Below are 19467 nucleotides of genomic sequence, written 5' to 3'. Positions count from 1 at the left end.
GATAGTTAAAAACATACAACTATTATAACTTCTCTTAATAAAACTCAATTATGGAGTAATTTTATCAGCAATGTTCTTTTAAAATAAGTATCAGCAGTAGATTGAACTGTTACAGGTTGTATCCTTTTTACTATAAAAATAATCAATCTAAAATGACTAAACGTATCATTTAACTTAAGTGTCAATCATATTTCATTTTCATCCATGTATAAACATGAATAAGTTATACAAATGGATAATATATATTTCAATATATATAAAATCCCTTTTGTGAGTAAAAAAGCAATAAAAATAATCTAACCATATATTCATTAATCTATTATTCTGAGCAATCAAACTCATAAATTTTGTTTTTGTACATGTTTTATAATTTAACTACTCAGTTGGCAGGAAGCCAACATAGGCGGGCTATTGATATCTCAAGGATATTCTAGCAGCATATTTATACTGTAAATTTGATGTTTCCCTTCAGCTATCTCATACTTGATGTTCACAATGTTCTTAATACAATAGACTACAATCAGATATAATCATTCGAACGATTATATCTTAAGCTATTCTTATCAATTCATTTATCTTAAAATGGAATTTAACGCAAATTAAGAGTAGAAAAACCCTGTTAAAAACAAAATAGATAAATAAAGTTAATTTATCCACTATAAAAAATAATTAAACAATCACATCACCAATACGTATTTTATCCTATAGCCACCTTATCCCCCGCTCTAAATACAGAATATTCCTATAAATGGGGTTAGAGCCTAAAAACTAAAATTATACGACCAATTTTGACAATGGATTTTATTTTAGTCAGGTAGCATCTACATGTCCCGACGATAAGGTGTATCATGACAAATATTCAGCTACTACTACTTGCAACTAATAACTTCAAAGAAGACATTGCACTTTCACACACGCAAGGATCATATATTTATCAGTTTTATTATGCGCAAATCGCTCTTCAACATTTAAGCATTGATTCTTTTTTAAGCAACTATAAAGTGCAAATCGACCCGATATTGAAAAATAACCATGAGTTGTACGCTCAACGCGAGCAAATTTATCAATTAATCAAAAGTTATTTAGAACAAGCAGAAACACGCTTTATTGAAAGAAAAAAAATTCTCAACCAAGACTAATAAATGATTAAGCCCCTTATCTAGATGGTTAAGGGGCTTACATTATCAATGACTTGGAATAGAAACATCATTTTTCCATCCCAAGTTATTTTATATTTATCGGGTTATTGTTCCTGCAACTCTAATTCCGCAATAATAGGCAGATGGTCGCTAGCTTGTGACCATTGAAACTCTTTGCTGTCTTTCGGGATCACCATATCTTTCACATCCCAAACTTGACCTTTAAAGGTGAAAATATGGTCAATATCAATCGCAGGATTTACCGCGGGCCAGCTTCGATAGTTCACGCCTGATTTTTCTACTGGTACCCAAAAATAGCGAAGCTCTTTAATCGGCTGCTCTTCTGCTGTTGAGTTAAAATCTCCCGCTAATATTTTGATTGACGCTGCAATATTATCGAATCCCGTATCAGTATCGCCAATAGCTGCATCAAGTATATGTCGCACTTGACCAATACGAATTGTGGGATCCTTTTGCCAATCTAAATGAGTTCCCATAATAATAATTGGTGAATCAAAACCCGGTTTACTGATTTGTGATAATAAAACAACTCGCTGTTCGGCATCTCCCGACGGTAGTGGAATAACTTTCGATTTTTCAATTGGATATTTTGATAAGATCCCAACTCCATACTCTCCACCATCGAAGTCTAAAGCTTTACCAAATGCATGATACATTTTATTCGCTTTCGCCAACGTTTCGAGTTGATCAACTTTTTTACTGCGTGCCGTTTTATTATCAACTTCAGTCACCACAATGACATCCGCATCGATTTTAGCAATCGCCTGATTAAGCTGATTAAAATCAGCAACATTCTCGGATAATTCGTTTTTACCTATATTATAAGTCGCAACTTTAATCGTAGGTTTATTTGTTTGGTACACTTTATCAGGTGTCCCGCCGTTTTGTACCGCGAGTATTTCAGAGCCTGTTGTGCTTGCTGCCACTGAGCATGACGCGAGTAGCGCAGCAGATAACGCTATTTTTAGTTGTGTTGTGTTCATAAATTCCCCTGTAATTTATCTACAAATCATGCCTTGTGAGGCAACATATTGACTTTGCAAAATAAAAAATAATTAACTGCCTAATCAAATTACCACAATCAATTAATGATTCCGTGACATCATCGACAATCTTATTTCGAGGGTTAAAATAACTATCTAATCGATAATTAAACAGTGACCGCTAACACATTTTTGAATGTGTTAGCGTATAAATAAGGGATTAAAAAGGCAGAAAATATGCCCTTCTCGGCATTTGCATTTCATGCACTTTGTCTGGCTTCGAATTTGTAGGGGAAAATAATTTCTTCTTGCTGGTTTGAAAAATCGCTATCGGGATCAGAAAGCCATTTTTGTAATTTCTTGGCTGCTTCCTTTGCCATTTTACTGTAATCGATCCTAACGGATGTGAGCGATGGATGGATATAATCGCAATTTGATGACCCTTCAACACAGGCTACAGCTAACATTGATGGAACTTTAATCAACCGTCTTTGGCATTCAAAAAGTACCCCTAATGCAATCATTTCATGACTGCATATCACTGCATCGAGTTCTGGTTGACGAGTTAACATTTCGCTAATTGCTTGCCGTCCAAAATCCATAGTGGCCACATAAGGGGTGGTTATGCTTTGTTCTGCACTGTGATTATGGCTTAACATTGCCTTTGTCCAGCCACTTAGCTGTTGACTTTGTACCTTACTGTCCATTTGTGCGCCAATATAACCAATTTTTCGATAACCTTTTTGTAGCATATGGTTAGTTAGAAAATATACGGCCTCACCAATATTGCTTCGGATGTTGAGCGAAAGTGAGTGTGTTGCTTCCCCTGCAACACTAATAACGGGAATATCAATATTTTTAAGATAGCTAAATACGCTTTCAGAATTAATCGCGCCAAAAATAACCACCGCTGCTGGACTACTTTGCAATAAAGTAAAGAAAACTTCAGATTCTTTTTTCTGTTGATAATCATGGCTGCCAATAACCACTTGATAGCTGTTTTTGTTAAGTATATCCTGTAGTGATTGCAAAAATGCCGAACTCGCATAGTCTCGTAATGATGGCACAAGTACTGCGATCGTTCGGCTTTGACCGGAGGCGAGTATACCCGCCGCAGAGTTTGGTATATACCCAAGCTCTGCGACTGCTTCATTGATTTTTTCTCGCAGTTTATCTGATACTAAGTCTGGAGTGCGCAGCGCCCTTGAGACAGTCATTGAACCAACGCCTGCATATTTAGCAACATCCTGTAGCGTCACTCGCCCAGTATTCTTTCTTTTGCGTGTTTTTTCCATAAAAGATGCTTTTTTACTCTATTACCCAATTTGTCACGCTATAACTTACCACAGGTTAGATTTGTTAATGAGCGGTCTTTAATGTTGTTTGCAATATATTCACTTTATTTATATGAAATGATAGCGCTATCACGAAAATGAACAATTCAACTAGATAGCGCTACCATAGATCACTACTATGCTCTTAGTTTGATAGTTAGAAAAAAAGCTAAAAATAGTTTTACATTACCAGGAGCAAATTCAATGCTAACGACATTATTGACCCCTAACGTCATTCAGGTCGTCGATAGCGCCACTGACTGGCGTGATGCGATACATATCGCCTGTGAACCACTCATCAAAAATAACGCGATTGAGCCGTCTTATGTCGATGCCATCATTCGCTCTCATGAAAAAATTGGCCCGTATTATGTATTAGGCCCAGGTATTGCAATGCCCCATGCTCGCCCCGAAGATGGTGTAAACCAATTATCATTAGGTCTAACGGTGATTAAACAGGGCGTTAAGTTTGGCTCGGAAGGCAACGATCCAATTAAGTTGTTAATCGTACTCGCTGCGACAGACAGTAATAGCCATATTGGCGCTATTGCTAAACTCGCTGAACTGTTTGATAACCAAGATCATATTGACCAAATCATCCAATCAGAAAACATTGATGACATCATTAGAATCATCGCTAACTATTAATTTTTAGAAGGAAAAGAATATGAAAATTACCGTCGTATGTGGAAATGGTTTAGGCACTAGTCTGATGATGGAAATGAGTATCAAAACGATTTTAAAAGATTTGCAAGTCAGTGCTGATGTAGATCACGTGGATCTTGGTTCTGCCAAAGGAACTGTTAGTGATATTTTTGTTGGTACAAAAGATATTGCTGAACAATTAGTTGCACAGCAAGTCGATGGTGAAATCGTTGCTCTAGAAAATATGATCGACAAAGTCGCTATGAAAGAACATTTGAGTGTTGCACTGCGTAAGTTAGGCGCACTGTAAGCGGAGGCTATATGTCATTTTTTCGTTTTCTGATGCAGGATGTCCTTTCTGAACCGGCGATCCTAGTCGGTCTGATTGCTTTAATTGGCTTAATTGCTCAAAAGAAACCCGTTACTGAATGTATTAAAGGCACCATCAAAACCATTATGGGTTTTGTCATTTTAGGTGCAGGTGCAGGCCTCGTTGTCAGCTCATTAGGTGATTTCTCAGCAATTTTCCAACATGCTTTCGGTATTAATGGTGTTGTACCAAACAATGAAGCCATTGTTTCTATTGCACAAAAAAGCTTTGGCCGAGAAATGGCAATGATCATGTTCTTCGCCATGCTTATTAATATCTTGATTGCCCGCTTAACCCCATGGAAATTCATTTTCCTAACGGGTCACCACACTTTATTCATGTCAATGATGGTGGCAGTGATCCTTGCAACAGCCGGTATGGAAGGTACGCTACTGGTGGTTGTTGGCTCACTCATTGTTGGTTTTTGTATGGTGTTCTTCCCTGCCATCGCCCACCCATACATGAAGAAAGTGACGGGTTCAGATGACGTCGCTATTGGACACTTTTCAACGATCTCTTATGTGCTTGCTGGTTTTATCGGGAGCAAATTTGGTAATAAAGCACATTCAACTGAAGACATGAACGTACCGAAAAGTTTACTTTTCCTACGTGATACCCCAGTTGCTATTTCATTCACTATGTTCATTATTTTTATCATCACTTGTTTATTTGCTGGCAGTGATTACGTTCGTGAAGTGAGTGGTGGTAAAAACTGGTTTATGTTCTCATTGATGCAATCTATCACTTTCGCTGCGGGTGTTTATATCATTCTGCAAGGTGTTCGTATGGTCATTGCAGAAATTGTTCCCGCTTTCAAAGGGATCTCCGATAAATTAGTTCCTAATGCCAAACCTGCGCTAGATTGCCCAGTCGTGTTCCCTTATGCGCCTAACGCTGTATTAGTTGGTTTCTTAAGTAGCTTTGCCGCTGGTGTGATCGGTATGTTTATCCTGTATGCGTTAAATATGACTGTGATTATACCGGGTGTTGTACCTCACTTTTTCGTGGGGGCTGCTGCTGGGGTGTTTGGTAATGCGACGGGCGGTCGTCGTGGAGCAATTTTAGGTGCGTTCGCGCAAGGCCTATTAATTACCTTCTTGCCTGTGTTCCTACTCCCTGTTCTTGGTGATATTGGTATCGCTAATACAACATTCAGCGATGCAGACTTCGGTGTTATTGGTATTTTACTTGGCATTATCGTTCGATAAAAATATCCCCGCAGGCATGCACCTGCGGGGGTCATTTAATTGCCTAATTGTCCAACCAATGTACCCTCTTTAAATAAGAATTCTTGCAATGAAATCAAATCGTCCGGTGTGACATGAATAACCCCTTCACCAGGAATATCAATTTCTGCAATCATAAATAAAGCCAAAGTAGTTAGTGAAGGTAAGATCAAGATCAACCAGTTCTTCCCTTTAGTGCCACGAATGTTGTAACCAATTAAAATATTCGAGCAAATCGCAAAGAAAATTAATAAAAACCATGCCGCATTAGGTATTTGATGTCGCCAGCTTGCCATCGTTTTCTGCTGCGAAAGATAAAGATCACTAATTGCCGTCAGTACTGATGCAATCACAGGGTTCGGTGTTTTAGTCGCTTCTTTAACTGCGATCTCCCATAATGCGGCTTGTTTTTCTAAAGAAAGGCGTCGCCACTGGTTATTTTCATCACTCACTCCCGATTTGAAAAATTCAATGCGTGCCTCTAGGTACTGTTCCAATAAATTCATCGCATCAGCCCTATCACTGCTGTTCAATATTTGCACGCGTTGATAAGCATTGCCAATCGCAATCGCTTCATTTTCCTCGGTTTGCTGCCGATTATTGTAGCCATTAATTGAGATGGAGAGTACAAAACCAATTAATAAGCCCAATAATGATAAAATGGCACCTAGTATAATTTTAGCTTCATCGTCAGCAATTTCTTCGTGCGCATTTCGGCGCTTAAATATAAATTTACCGATATACGCAGAAATAACTAATAACACAAATGTGATTACAAATAATAAAATAGAGTCAATCGGCGTATCATTAATTAATTCAGAAAGATTAAACATAGACTCTGTCCAGATAGATAATTTTCCGATGATATACCATATCCAGAATCAGGCTTTCTAGCTTTTTATTGACTGAAAATAACTTCAGACTTTAACGCTAAAATCTTATCCATAAATGATAAGATTTATATATTAGCCATTCTTTTATCTCAAAAAAAAGAGTCATCTAACCACTTGTTTTTAAATCAATTTTAGACTATAAATATATTCCCCATCGACAATTTCACCTGTATAAGTAAAACCATGTGATATATAGAGGTTTTTAGCAATATTGTTCTCATTATCAACTCCTAATGTGACACGATGGAGTCCTTTGGCTTTAAAGTAATCAATTATTGCTGAAAATGTTTTTTTTCCGAGACCTTGCCCAATAAACTTGTGATCTAACATATAACGACAAATTTGGGCTTCATTCGGCAGCAAATCTCGCTCTCGGTACATAAAGAAACCAATCAACGCTTGCTCACAATATAATGCTTTAGGCTTGAACTCAGGATAATAATGGGATTCTGCAATTGATATAGCATTACAGCAGATATAATCTTCAAGTACGGTCGCTATGCCATTAGCGTTTGATGTTAATTCACAGACATCAAACAGGTTATCTTTATCTATTTCTTTTATGTGTATCATATTGATATTTTAATCTAAGGCCCGAGCGCCACTTAAACAAGGGATGAGAGATTAGGTATAACGCAAATAGCCGATAAAAAACAAGTGCTACACCAAGAAGAAGCACAATTGTCACCATTGCGTTTTATGCGCGATACTCTAAATAATTCGAGATGCAGGTAGGCGACAAGCAAAGATAGACGGGGAGCATAGATAAACTATGTGACTCGGCGAGCGTAGCGCAGTCAACAATCCTGCATCTTGAAGTATGACGGGTATACATCATTTAAGTCACAATTAACGATGCACTCTCCAATCCCGAGGCGCAGAGAAAACACGCTGCCGACTATCAATGAACCTAGTCACCATGCCTGTTGGTATAATTCCAATGCATTTTGCTCTGTCAACTCCCGAGGATTATTCACTAATAAGCGAGTTTGAGCCATTGCCGCCTGAGCCAATGATGATAAATCGCTGTGTAAGATCCCGACTTCACGTAAGCGTTGAGGCACTTGGCATTCAGCAATAATTTGCGCCATTTTGTTGATAAAGGCGTCACTATCTTGCTGCACATTGTGTTTTACTGAAGCACCCACATACATCGCCAATTCTGCATATAACGTCTGCGCACTAGGTAAATTAAAATGAAGCACTGGCAGCAACATTAATGCATTTGATAATCCATGAGAAATATGATGCTGCGCGCCGAGTGGATAGGCTAACGCATGAACCGCCGCAACAGGTGAATTAGCAAAAGCGATACCGGCAAGTGTCGCACCTAATAAGTTCGCTTCTCTGGCCGCTCGGTTATTACCATCATTACAAGCAGCCACTAAATTTTGGCTAAGTAACACCAGCGCTTCTTTGGCAAGTAAATCAGAAAATAGGTTTTTCTTATGTTTACTGGTATACGCTTCAATTGCATGCACCATAGCATCAATCCCTGATGCAGCCGTATGTATTGCGGGTAACTTAAGGGTTAATTGCGCATCCAACACCACCACATCACAGAATAATTTTGCATCGACTATGCCCATTTTATTATCATCAGAGGTAGTGAGGATTGCTATATTAGTGACTTCTGATCCTGTCCCCGCAGTCGTGGGGATTTGGATCAATGGTAATCGTTGTCCCTTAACCTTATTGATGCCATACATTTGTGAAAGCGGTTGTTGTGATTGCGCCATAATTGCTACCAGCTTTGCAACATCAAGACTTGATCCCCCGCCTAATCCAATGATTATTTCTGCGCCAACATTCGTGGCCATTTCAGCGGCATCAATCACTTGCTGCTCTAACGGATCAGGCTGAACAGCCGAATATAGCGAAACGCTATATCCCGCACGCTCTAAATTAAGCATGACATCAGAGACAATCCCCGCTTGCACAAGCCCCTGATCTGAAATAATCATCACTTGTCTTGGAGAGCCGAAGGTTTCTATAATTTGCGCTAATCGCTGTGCGCCCCCCCATTCAAAAATAAGCTTTGGTACACAGGCAAATTCAAATTTGTCTAAGTTTATCATTGACGTACTCCTTGATTGAGCGAATTATTTCCTTGTGTCACAAAAATACTTTCCACCTGTTTGCTATCCAGAAGTGGCGTGATGATGCTCACCCCAATACGCTGGAAATGTTCCGTTTGACGGTGTGCTTCCAAACCATTTGCCGTTTGATATTGTTCTAGAATAACAAAGTGATCGCTATTTTCTGTGGAACGAAAGAACTGATACGATAAATTATCAGGCTCTGTCCGTGTTGCTGAGGCCAGTTCTATCAAGGCTTGATTAACATGCTCCCCCATTCCTTGTTTGGCATAGTAATAAGCGATAACTTGAAGATAACCATTATTCATTTTATTTTTCCTTCTGGTGATAGGGCCATTCCCCACAGTTGACAATCACTACTTGAAACTGCAATAGCGCCATTGGCTAATGCATATGTGACATCATTTGCATGGCTCACAAATCCAGAAGCCACAATAGGAGGTAATTTCATTTTATCGGCTTGGGATAATAGAGGCAGCATAGGGGCTGGCATCAGTTGGACATAGTCAGGAGCACTTTGTTCGATCGCATTTAAACTGCGTAACCACGTGGAGCGGTCAGTCACAAAGATTTTTTGCATCGTCAGTAACTCAAGACGATTCGCGCGTTGAATCGTTTGTAAGCGAGTTGACAATATGCCAGTAGCGCCGCTTTCAGCAATATATTCGATACCACTTTTATCTTGCTGAATGCCATTACAACTATCAATATTCACAATGACAAATTTATCTGCTTGCGTGAGTAAATTAATCACAGGTTGAATTTTTAACAGATCGATATTGGCGATAATGCACACTTTTGCTTCGCTTTCGATGGCGACTTTTAATTGCTCCACACCATAGATAGCCATAATGACAGGATGGCGCGCTAACAGCGCGCCAAAGTTATGAACCATAATTCACCTACCTAATCATTAGGAAGCTCAGTACTAAATCCGAGCTTACCTGGGTTGAGTATTTGTTTAGGGTCAAGCGCCGCTTTCAAACTTTGCATAATAGGAAAAGCCGATGACAGTGATCTCTCCATATAAGGCGATCTTAGTAGCCCGACCCCATGGTGATGGCTGAGTGTTGCTTTGTGTTTAATGATCACTTGGTTTGCCGCATCCCATGCTGCGCGGTACCATGCAGCTCGTTGTGTTACCTCAACATCGCCGCGCAAAGAGAAATATAAACAAGCGCCATCAACATAAGCATGAGATTGGTGCGCAGAGCCTGCTAGTGTTCCTGGGACTGCATTAATCGCCGCCACAACCTCATCATAAATAGTACTGAGATCACGCCAACAACCAATCATTTCTAGTGTATCAGCAACCAGTCCCGGTGTTCGTTTAAAACCCTCTGCGCTTTTTCCTGTTAAATAACGCGTATCTAACCAACGCTCAAAAATAAATGCATGATCGAGAGGCTGCCCTGTTTGCTGGCATACCCGCTCAGCGATGGTCAAAAAGGCATCAACCACTTCTTTTGCACCTTCATCGGCAATTAACAGCACGTTGGTATTAGGTAGATCAAATTGCACACCGCTTTCGAGATTATCATAAAGACGCAGAACCGCTGGCGTTGTGCCCTGTTGCATGATTTGTCGACATGCTTCTAGCCCCTCGGCAAAACTGTCAAATCCCCATGCGATCGCACGACCATAATCAGGCAAACGGTGTAGCTTAAAACGAATACGTACAATGATGCCTAATGTTCCTTCTGAACCAATAAATAATTGCTGTAAATCAGGTCCTGTCGCCGCACGCGAATAGCCCCCTACCGTAATTAATTGACCATCAGCGAGCACGATATCCATACCGTAAACCATATCTTCAATTTTACCGTAACGTGTAGAAAGTTGCCCTGCACCTCGGCATGCCACCCAACCACCTACCGTGCTAATACCAAATGATGAAGGCCAATGCCCCATCGTCATTCCGTATTCTTTTTGAATGATCTCTTCAAAAACATCACCAAACATGCCCGCTTCAACATCAACAATTTGACTCGTTTTATCAAAACTCACGAGTTTATTCAGTTCACAGACATCTAGCACAATCCCACCACGTAGAGGCAACGCTGCGCCAGTCACATTACTACGCCCAGCGGAAACTGTGACGGGTAAGCTTTTTTCGTGAGCAATACGCATCACCGCTTGAACTTGTTCAACGGTGGAGACACAGACGATCACCGCCATCGGAGTTGCAGGCTGGCCTTCTGTCTCGCTGATCATCGTTCGCGCCCACCAGTCACGAGTGAAATTAATGACGTCTTGCTCTGACGTCATCACTCGATCGGCGATCTGCTTGAGTTGCTCAATGGTTTCTTTATTCACATGCACTGGCGCTGTTTGTAATCCTTGATTACCGTTACTTGAAGACACTGACGTTGCCCAACTTGGTGGCGTGTGAGCGCCAACAACATAGTTACCTCGGTTATAGCCGCGCTTAATCGCATCTTTACTGATCATATTGCTTCTCCTATAAGTATCGATTTTTCACGTTTAATCGCTGCCTGATAGTCGTCTACTTGTGTCTTAATCTCTTCGGCAGTAAAACTCAATTCTTGTTGAAGTAATTCACCAACTCGTTGAGCTGCTTGCGCAGAGGCATCTCGTGCCATCAAACGTGCACGGATCCGTCTTGCCAAAACATCATCAACCGTACTGGCTAGCTCATGACGAATGGCATAAAGTACCTCTGCCTCGCTATAAGGCAGTCCTTCAACAATGGGTTTTGCAAGTGTTGGATCCTGCTGCAAAATATCACTAACAAAATGTGCCTCGGTGCCATAGCGTTCGCCTAGATGTGCAGCCATTCCACCAGATGCCATCACCGCTTGTGGATCATAACCAGCCGCACCTAGTAGATAAGCGGATTTGGTCGTACAGCGTTTTTTCTTACCCAATAGTTTGCTAGCTGCATCAATGGTTTGTTCTGCCATATGGCGTGAAGTCGTCAACTTGCCACCAACAACGGTAATCAAGCCATCTTCTGCAACTGTAATTTGGTGGTTACGTTTCATCTCAATGGTTTTTCCGCCTTTTCCCCCCACTAACGGGCGGCACCCTGCGATACTGCCAACCACATCATCAACAGTTAAATTGGTTTTCAACGCGGTATTGGCACCTTCAATTAAGAAATCTAATTCCTTACGTGTACAATGCACATCATCTAGATTTCCTTCATAGTCTTCATCTGTCGTGCCTAAGTAAGAAACATTTCCCCAGCGTGTAATCGTTGCACGACGATTGCGCCCCGGAACAGGGATAGTCACAGTACAATCATTGCGTATTTTCAACCATGGGATTGCAATATGAACCCCTTTTGCTGGGCGCACATGCAAAGCACTTTCCGTGCCTTTTTTCTCGCCTTTCCAATCACGCAACCATACACCTGTTGCCATGATCACCACTTTCGCTGAAACATGAATTTCACGGTTATTTGCCTGAACTATCGCACCATTAACTTTCCCGTTCGCGTCTCTTAGTATTTGTTGCGCTTTGGTATGATTAATAACAGTGACTCCGTGATGTGCAGCGGTTCTCGCTAATGCAAGTGTCAATCTGGCGTCATCGACACGTGCATCAAAATACATAAATCCACCGGAAAGCTGTTCTTCATTCAGTGTTGGGCAATGTGATAGCACTTCAGCAGGTGTCAATTTTTGATGTAAAATACCTTCACGCCATCCCCCTGCCAGATCGTATGTCCATAATAAGCTTTCGAAGGCTTTGGCTAATCTTTTATCAAATACCCCGTTTTTATCTAAGATTGGGAACATAAACGGTAAACGTTGTACTAGGTGCCTTGCATTACGGCGTAAACGTTGTCGCTCTAGTAAAGAATGAAACACCAGTTTTAAATTCCCTTGTTCGATATAACGCAGCCCTCCATGTACCATTTTGGAGGATTTAGATGATGTCCCCGACGCAAAATCATCTTTTTCGACTAAAGCAACTTTATATCCCCTCAAACTGGCATCTAATGCGGAATAAGCACCAGTCACTCCACCGCCGATAATCAAGATGTCATATTTTTCATGTTGTAACCGATCAAGTTGTTCTTCTCGATTGAGTCTTAATGGCGCTGTTGTAAACAAATCACTGTGTGATTTACTTGGTTTACGAGATGGAAAAAAATTCATGAGTAAATAGACTCCTAACAAGCAATGGCTTTTATTGCGGTATAATCAATCTCAAGTTGAAGGCGTGAATTCCACAATAGAAGACGTTGATTACGCTCGGCTTCGCTTATTGATGGAATAAACCGTTTCGCTACCGTTAATGTTTCACAGGCACTTTCGAGAGAGTCCCAAAGCAATCCATTAGAACCCGCTAAAAATGCGGCTCCTCTTAGACTCGCTCTCGCTGTTTCAGACATGCGTAATACAGGTATACCGCTGATATCTGCCTGAATTTGCAATAAAGCATCACTGTTTGACATCCCACCCCCGACTACCAATTGTTGTGCGGTTAACCCTGTTGCAGATTGATTCGCACGTAAGCAACCTGCGACTGAATTCGCAATGCCTTCTAAAATGGCGTAGGCGATCTGTGGACGTGTAGTTGAAATTGATATGCCGTTTAAAGAGGCACGTGCTTGAGGTTGTAAACTCGGCACTCGTAGCCCAGTTAAAGCAGGTATAAAGCTAACACCACCTGCATCTTGCGCTTGCATTGCCAGTTCACTTATTTGCTCAGGTGAATCAAACCAATGTAATTTCTCACACACCCAATTCAGCGCAGAACCTGTTGTCGGAACAAAGGTTTCTACTGAATAATGAGATTGTGATTGCTGACGACGAGCTACCATCGCAAGCGTGCTTTCCAATTGATGATCGAATGAAGGAACACTCTCACTAACAATTTGGTCGATAAAACTGCCAGTACCATGCATACAAATAGATTGCCCATGTTGAATACAACCTAATCCAACGGCACCCGCAAATTGATCTCCCATGCAAGCCAAAATCGGTACCGAAATACCAAGTAGGTCTTGCCTTGTGGTTCCTAGATCATCTAAGTCATCTTTAAGTTCGGGCAGTAATGATAGAGGAAATGATAATGCCTCTAACCAAGGAGTGTAGTAACGATGCTCACGCAAGCTATAAGCGCCCGCTGACGTTGCGTTTGTGGGCGTTGTAATACAGTGACCTTCTTGTGATAAATTCCAAAGCAACCAGCTATCTATGGTGCCAAATTTGAGTCGATTGGCCTTAAAAGCCTCTGCAACGACTGGGGTTTCTTGAATATGTTTTGCAGCCCATAAATAAGGTGAGCGGATCCCTACAGGACGGCCTGTATGTTGTAGTAGGCGGCTGTCCCACTCATCAGCCAGAGTATGTAAAATATCGGCATAGCGTGCATCTTGCCAAACCATAGCGGGGACTAATGATTTGCCTGTTTTACTGTCCCATAGCACTGAGGTCGAACGCTGAGTTGCAATACTTAAGGCAACAATATGCAAATTATCTTGTTGTGCCTGAGCAATTGTTTTACGGCAAACCTCTAATGTTGCCTTTAATATGTCATCTGCATTTTGCTCTGTAACACCATGCTGTAAACTTTCAACACGTAAAGGATGATATTCTAAAAAACGCACTAATCCATCTGCACTGACAACTGCTGAACGAGTACCTGATGTACCTTCATCAATCGCTAGAATGACATTTTGACCGTGTTTCATTCTGTTCTCCTTAACGGATTGTCAATTATCGTTTCTTTTTCAGCTTTGAATTGAGGAGCATTTGGCTCGTTGTCAGGCACGATATGAGTGCGAGTAGGATCCCATTTAATTAGGAAGCAAATGATACTGGCGACCAACGGTACCACCGACATAATCAGAAAGGTGGTTTGTAAACCATAAGACTCACGAAAAACAGGGAAGATGAATAAACCAAGCGCAGCCCCCATCGCACCAAGAGCACCAATGATGCCGTTTGCACCAGCGCGCAATTCACTTCTGAATGAAAGTGATGATAGGCTTTTACCATTCGCACCGGGTCCACCTGAATGACAAAGAATGAACAAGGCAGGAACCGTCAATGACAACCAAATTGGCATCACATCACTGTATAGCCCTAAAGAAAGTAATACTAAAAATGCAACTGCAAAACCGGTTGCTGATGCCATTCTCAAGCCAAGCCAACGGCCAATCAGCGGGGACATAAACCCACCAAGGATCCCAAACAGATTGAAAAATAGTGAACCTAAGGTTGCATAAACAAAATTCTTACCAAACATCGCTGCACTGATCACTGGCAAATACCAACCAATCCCAAAATATTGTATAGATTGACAAATTTGTACCGTTGCAGCCAAAATCGTTCTTGGTAAATAAACGCCTTTAAAAATAAGTAATAGATTCCGTACTCCCCCTTTTGCTTGACCAACAATGGGTTTCAATTCTTCTTTAGGGGCTAATGTAAAATAATCGCCATAGACTTTTGACATCGCCTTTGTTGCTTCAGCAAAGCGCGATTTTCTCGCCAGCCAAATGGGACTTTCAACGAGGTAAACAAATTGCAGAATAAAAATTGTAATACCACAAACCGCAGTCACCCCAATAGAATAACGCCAGATTGCATCACCCACATCCATTGAGAAGAATAACAAGGCAAATATCAAATTCAGGCACACAGCAACATACCAAACCCCTTGCCATGTATTAAGGCGACTTTTTAGTTTCGCAGGCGTAAACTCCGCTAACATTGCCATTGCAACAGCAAAGTCCATTCCATAAGACACTCCAACAAAGAAGCGCCCTGCAATAATGGTGTGAAAATCAGTTGAGAACATCACTAATAATGCGCCGATAATAGCGACAATCTTAGCAATGATTAATGGTTTTACTCTTCCCCATCGGTCAGCAATCCAACCACCTACAGGGTTAAAAACAATAGCGACCCATGACGAAAAAGACGTCAATAACGCAATCTGCGTTGCCGATAAATTTAAATCACGAGTCATTGGATTAAGCCCTGCGCTTAACGCTGAGTTAGAAAATGCATCAAGGAATAATCCTCCAAGCATTAACCACCAAATCAGCCCAGCACGGCCAGTAAGACGAGCCTGAGAATCGATGAACTGAATAATGTCATCGATACCTCTAATAGTTACGGATTTTGATAGATTGCGAACAGTCATAGCAGCCCCCTTCGTAATATTGGTAAGATGGCCGCTATCTGCTGAAAAAAGACAATAAGAGACCATCTTCATATCACAGATAGTCTCTTATCTAAAATCTGCTGCCTTCAATCTACTTGCATATAACAATAAATGTCAAAACATTGTTAACACAATTGATTGTAATTGTGACATGTGACGCAGTTGTTAACACAAGACGAATAAGATGATCCTTCTGCCTAAAAATAAATAATGTTGCAATATTCACTCCATCATGTTGAGCATTGTTACATTCTGTTAATCCATGAGTAATAATTTATAATCAATTCAAGATAAGTTATAGAAGTCAAAACGAAACATATTTTATTATTGTATTAAAATATTAATGCAATAATAAAACGTATGATAGTATATCCAATTAAATTAATCATAAACGTAATACCCCAAATTATTAGTATCGCTAACTTAATAGATAACATATTAAATCATCATCAAATTTAAAGTTTACATTGAAGGAAGGGAAATAAAATAAATAACAATCTTAATATTAATGCCAGTCGTCATCACTATATCCGATAAGCCTTATTGATGGCTTATCGTACGACTTAATTTTATCAATCTCTTAATATACTTCATGTTTAATGCTATTCTTTTTCTCCATAACGTTTTTTCATTGAAATTAAAAGCGAATCTACAATCCAGCTAATCTTTTTAGTACCAAGAAAGCCTATCATTGCTCCACAAAATTCAGCGAGAGATGACCACGCTTCAGAGTAATTCATGTAAACTAATAACCATTGTAGTGCTCGGATCGCACTCACAGTAATTGCTCCACAAATCACTGCTTCCGCTAATGATTGCCATGTACTATTACCATCTCGCCACTCTCGAATAAATGCAATCAGCGTTGCTAACATAACACCACTTAATAATGGAAAATTGAGTTGAACCCAGCGAAAAATCTGCTCCCAAAAGTCAATATTTTTTTCATGCATAATGATATCTCCTAAATGGAGTGCTAGTTTATTGTCAATAAATGAAGCCTCCTTATAATTTTATAAGATCATTAGGTTATATAGATTCTCATAATCTTATCGAGTCAAATTAATATTCATTTAAATAATTACCATCATTAACTTAAAATATAATTTCATATAAAAACAATGATAAAGTAAGCCTTACACACAATAAGATAAAGTTACAACCATTAGTTGAAAATTCCACTTCATATTATTTAACACAAAATAGCATACAGTATGAATACTCGCATGAATAAAGATCAGCATAAATACGTTATTTCTTTAGTCATTAATAATATTTACATATTAAACTATATTACAAAAAACGAGAATAACTAATATTAAAGATTTATTGAGTTAAAAAATAACAATTTTTTAATTTCAAACACAACTCAAATGCATCTTGAGCACTTTTAATATTAGTGAATCCTAACAAAATAATTTGCGTAGAATGATTAGACTGCATCCAACTTGTCAGTGATTGAATTCCTATACCCTGCCTATTCGCTTGTTTAACAAAACGTTCCGACGATTGCCCATTGATCAGCTCGGCAACAATATGCATCCCCCCTGACTGCTGATGAACAAATAGAATGTCAGCAAAGACTTGGTTTATTGCATCAATTAAGTATTGCCGCCTCTGTCGATATAGATTGCGCATTTTTCGTAAATGACGTGAAAAATGACCTTCTTGGATGAATAGTTGGCTGACTTGTTGTGTCCATATTGGGCTATTCCCACCTAATTGTTGTGCTGTACTTTTAAATCGAGCGACTTGGTGAGTAGGCACAACCATGTATGAGAGACGTAAAGAAGGAAATAATGCCTTACTTAAGGTTCCACAGTAGATAACCCTATTGTCATTATCAAGGTTTTTCAACGCAGGAATTGGGCGACCTAAATAACGAAATTCACTGTCATAATCATCTTCAATCACCCAGCTTTTATGTTCATTTGCCCATTTAAGCAAATCCATACGTCTTTCTAACGATAAAGTGACATTAGTCGGGCTTTGATGAGTCGGTGTCACTAACGCAAACTTCGCTTTTTCGGCTGTTTTATTACCTAAATGAACATCTATTCCCTCCACATCAACATCAATAGGCACTAAAACCATCCCCATTTTTTGCAAAAACTCTCGAGCGATATGGTATCCAGGCTCCTCGAACCAACCTACATCCCCTTCTTGGAATAAACTGCGTAAAATTAAAAGTAAACTTGCTCTATAGCCTGAAGAAATAAAAATTTGCTCAGGGGAGCAAACTACGCCTCTTGATACAGCTAAATAACTCGCTAATGCTTCTCTTAAACCAATAAAACCTTGTGGATCAGGATAGCCCAGTTGCACAGACTCCGTATTACGTAAAACTCGATGCATTAACCGATTCCATAATGTCAAAGGAAATGCATCCAAAGCAGGAATACCAAGTTGAAAAGGCAATACCTCATTTTCATGATAGAAACTGGTAACCTGAGAGTTGTGTGTATCCTGATTGAAATTAGGCGTTATAATTGATTTTTTATTGCGCAAACAATTCGCCATTGGCGCAATAAATGTACCTTTAGCCCCTCGCCCAATCAATATTCCTTCACTAATCAATAGCTGATAAGTTAACTCGACTGTCCCTCTCGCAAGGTTTAATTCACTTGCTAGAGCACGGATCGAAGGTACTCGTTGTTCAGCAAGCAATTGCCCTGAATCGATTGCATCACGAAAACGATGGTATAACTGCATATACAGTGGTTCATTTAGCGTACTATCAACTTTAAATATATTACTCACCATCTTGACCTAGTCATTTCAATCATTTTTGTCACTTTATTATAGGACAACTTATCATTACTATCTTTATTAATTGTTCGCTGAGGCATTAAAAATACAGAGACTGGTACAAATGTTTGCCGTAACGATGCCTTAATGATGAGACCCTAGGCGCATACATGAGTATGTGACTGGCGTGAATGAGACGCTAGGAGCATACATGGGTATATGACTGGCGCGAAAGAACGACGTCAACAACGCTGCAACTTGAAGTATGACGAATCATACTCTAAATAATTCGAGGTGCAGCTAGGCGACAAGTGAATGAGACGCTAGGAGCATACATAAGTATGTGACTGGCGCGAATGAGCGTAGTCAACAACGCTGCAACTTGAAGTATGACGAGTATAGATAAAGGAATTAATATGAACACACTACGCCTACCCTATAGCAAATTATCACCTGATGCCTATAGAGGCTTAATTGATTGTAAAAAAGCATTAGAAAAAGGTGGATTAGGCATCGAGTTAATTGAACTCGTCAATCTACGAGTTTCACAAATGAATGGATGTGCTTTTTGTTTAGAAATGCATGCTGCTTCATTAAGGGAGCGTGGTGTGAGTAATAAAAAAATTGATAGCTTAGCGGGTTGGCAAGTGAGTTCTCATTTTAATGACAAAGAACGTGCGGCACTGGCTTGGACTGAATCTTTGGTGAATATTGCTCAAACTGTCGCACCTGATACGTTATTTCAAAACCTGAAACATTATTTTTCCGATGAACAAATATCAGATTTAACCCTTGCCATTGGGCTAATGAGTGCGTTGAATCGTGTTGCTATTGGTATGCGCCAATAATATCTATGGTTG

General features: G+C 39.9%; 18 protein-coding genes. 5 read left to right on the top strand and 13 right to left on the bottom strand.

Annotation, left to right across the window (positions count from 1 at the left end):
- The first annotated feature begins 848 nt into the window (after positions 1–848).
- Positions 849–1139 (top strand): hypothetical protein, encoded by a 291-nt coding sequence (locus SC428_RS03720; RefSeq protein WP_070925491.1) that lies wholly within the window; start codon positions 849–851, stop codon positions 1137–1139.
- A gap of 104 nt (positions 1140–1243) precedes the next feature.
- On the opposite strand, the gene SC428_RS03715 is transcribed toward SC428_RS03720, so the two are convergent.
- Positions 1244–2143, bottom strand: coding sequence for an endonuclease/exonuclease/phosphatase family protein (locus SC428_RS03715; RefSeq protein WP_070925492.1), 900 nt, complete (start codon positions 2141–2143; stop codon positions 1244–1246).
- 260 nt (positions 2144–2403) lie between these two features.
- Positions 2404–3438, bottom strand: coding sequence for a LacI family DNA-binding transcriptional regulator (locus SC428_RS03710; protein WP_318705852.1), 1035 nt, complete (start codon positions 3436–3438; stop codon positions 2404–2406).
- Between the two features lie 243 nt (positions 3439–3681).
- Here SC428_RS03710 and SC428_RS03705 point away from each other — a divergent pair, with 243 nt between their 5' ends.
- The 3 genes from SC428_RS03705 to SC428_RS03695 are packed head-to-tail and all read left to right on the top strand — an operon-like array spanning position 3682 to position 5700.
- Entirely contained in the window at positions 3682–4125 is a 444-nt protein-coding gene (locus SC428_RS03705) for a PTS sugar transporter subunit IIA (protein ID WP_318705851.1), read from the top strand.
- Positions 4126–4144: 19 nt separating this feature from the next.
- The gene (locus SC428_RS03700; RefSeq protein ID WP_070925495.1) at positions 4145–4432 is read left to right on the top strand and encodes a PTS sugar transporter subunit IIB; all 288 of its coding nucleotides are present in this window, start codon (positions 4145–4147) and stop codon (positions 4430–4432) included.
- 11 nt (positions 4433–4443) lie between these two features.
- Positions 4444–5700 (top strand): PTS ascorbate transporter subunit IIC, encoded by a 1257-nt coding sequence (locus SC428_RS03695; RefSeq protein WP_070925496.1) that lies wholly within the window; start codon positions 4444–4446, stop codon positions 5698–5700.
- A 35-nt stretch (positions 5701–5735) separates the two neighbouring features.
- Here the strand turns inward: SC428_RS03695 and SC428_RS03690 are convergent, their stop codons facing one another.
- The 11 genes from SC428_RS03690 to SC428_RS03640 all read right to left on the bottom strand — a co-directional run bounded on the left by SC428_RS03690 (position 5736) and on the right by SC428_RS03640 (position 18619).
- Entirely contained in the window at positions 5736–6551 is an 816-nt protein-coding gene (locus SC428_RS03690; protein ID WP_070925497.1) for a DUF4239 domain-containing protein, read from the bottom strand.
- 180 nt (positions 6552–6731) lie between these two features.
- Positions 6732–7184 (bottom strand): GNAT family N-acetyltransferase, encoded by a 453-nt coding sequence (locus SC428_RS03685; RefSeq protein WP_070925498.1) that lies wholly within the window; start codon positions 7182–7184, stop codon positions 6732–6734.
- 341 nt (positions 7185–7525) lie between these two features.
- Positions 7526–8689 (bottom strand): iron-containing alcohol dehydrogenase, encoded by a 1164-nt coding sequence (locus SC428_RS03680; protein ID WP_140186669.1) that lies wholly within the window; start codon positions 8687–8689, stop codon positions 7526–7528.
- Positions 8686–9018 carry a putative quinol monooxygenase gene (locus SC428_RS03675; RefSeq protein ID WP_140181369.1) on the bottom strand — a complete coding sequence of 111 codons (333 nt, stop codon included), beginning with the start codon at positions 9016–9018 and terminating at the stop codon, positions 8686–8688. Before SC428_RS03675 ends, SC428_RS03680 begins: the two co-directional genes overlap by 4 nt.
- Positions 9015–9605, bottom strand: coding sequence for a glycerol-3-phosphate responsive antiterminator (locus tag SC428_RS03670; RefSeq protein WP_070925500.1), 591 nt, complete (start codon positions 9603–9605; stop codon positions 9015–9017). The genes SC428_RS03675 and SC428_RS03670 overlap by 4 nt, the downstream gene beginning before the upstream one ends.
- Positions 9606–9616: 11 nt before the next feature.
- Complete coding sequence (locus SC428_RS03665) at positions 9617–11161, bottom strand: FAD-binding oxidoreductase (protein ID WP_140186667.1); 1545 nt, start codon at positions 11159–11161, stop codon at positions 9617–9619.
- A complete protein-coding gene (locus tag SC428_RS03660; protein ID WP_070925501.1) occupies positions 11158–12837 on the bottom strand; it encodes a glycerol-3-phosphate dehydrogenase/oxidase in 1680 nt (559 codons plus the stop codon). The genes SC428_RS03665 and SC428_RS03660 overlap by 4 nt, the downstream gene beginning before the upstream one ends.
- Positions 12838–12851: 14 nt before the next feature.
- Positions 12852–14378, bottom strand: coding sequence for an FGGY family carbohydrate kinase (locus SC428_RS03655; protein ID WP_318705850.1), 1527 nt, complete (start codon positions 14376–14378; stop codon positions 12852–12854).
- Entirely contained in the window at positions 14375–15838 is a 1464-nt protein-coding gene (locus SC428_RS03650; protein WP_070925503.1) for an MFS transporter, read from the bottom strand. The genes SC428_RS03655 and SC428_RS03650 overlap by 4 nt, the downstream gene beginning before the upstream one ends.
- A gap of 623 nt (positions 15839–16461) precedes the next feature.
- Complete coding sequence (locus SC428_RS03645; RefSeq protein WP_070925504.1) at positions 16462–16812, bottom strand: phage holin family protein; 351 nt, start codon at positions 16810–16812, stop codon at positions 16462–16464.
- 373 nt (positions 16813–17185) lie between these two features.
- Entirely contained in the window at positions 17186–18619 is a 1434-nt protein-coding gene (locus tag SC428_RS03640; protein WP_318705849.1) for a PLP-dependent aminotransferase family protein, read from the bottom strand.
- A gap of 404 nt (positions 18620–19023) precedes the next feature.
- Between SC428_RS03640 and SC428_RS03635 the strand changes: the two genes are divergently transcribed.
- Entirely contained in the window at positions 19024–19455 is a 432-nt protein-coding gene (locus SC428_RS03635) for a carboxymuconolactone decarboxylase family protein (protein WP_283126841.1), read from the top strand.
- The last annotated feature ends 12 nt before the right edge of the window (positions 19456–19467 follow it).

The sequence above is a fragment of the Providencia sp. 2023EL-00965 genome (assembly GCF_033550225.1).
In the GTDB taxonomy this organism is placed as follows: Bacteria; Pseudomonadota; Gammaproteobacteria; order Enterobacterales; family Enterobacteriaceae; genus Providencia; species Providencia manganoxydans.
The sequence above is the reverse complement of the archived record's forward strand: the minus strand, read 5'-3'. Positions and strand labels throughout refer to the sequence as shown.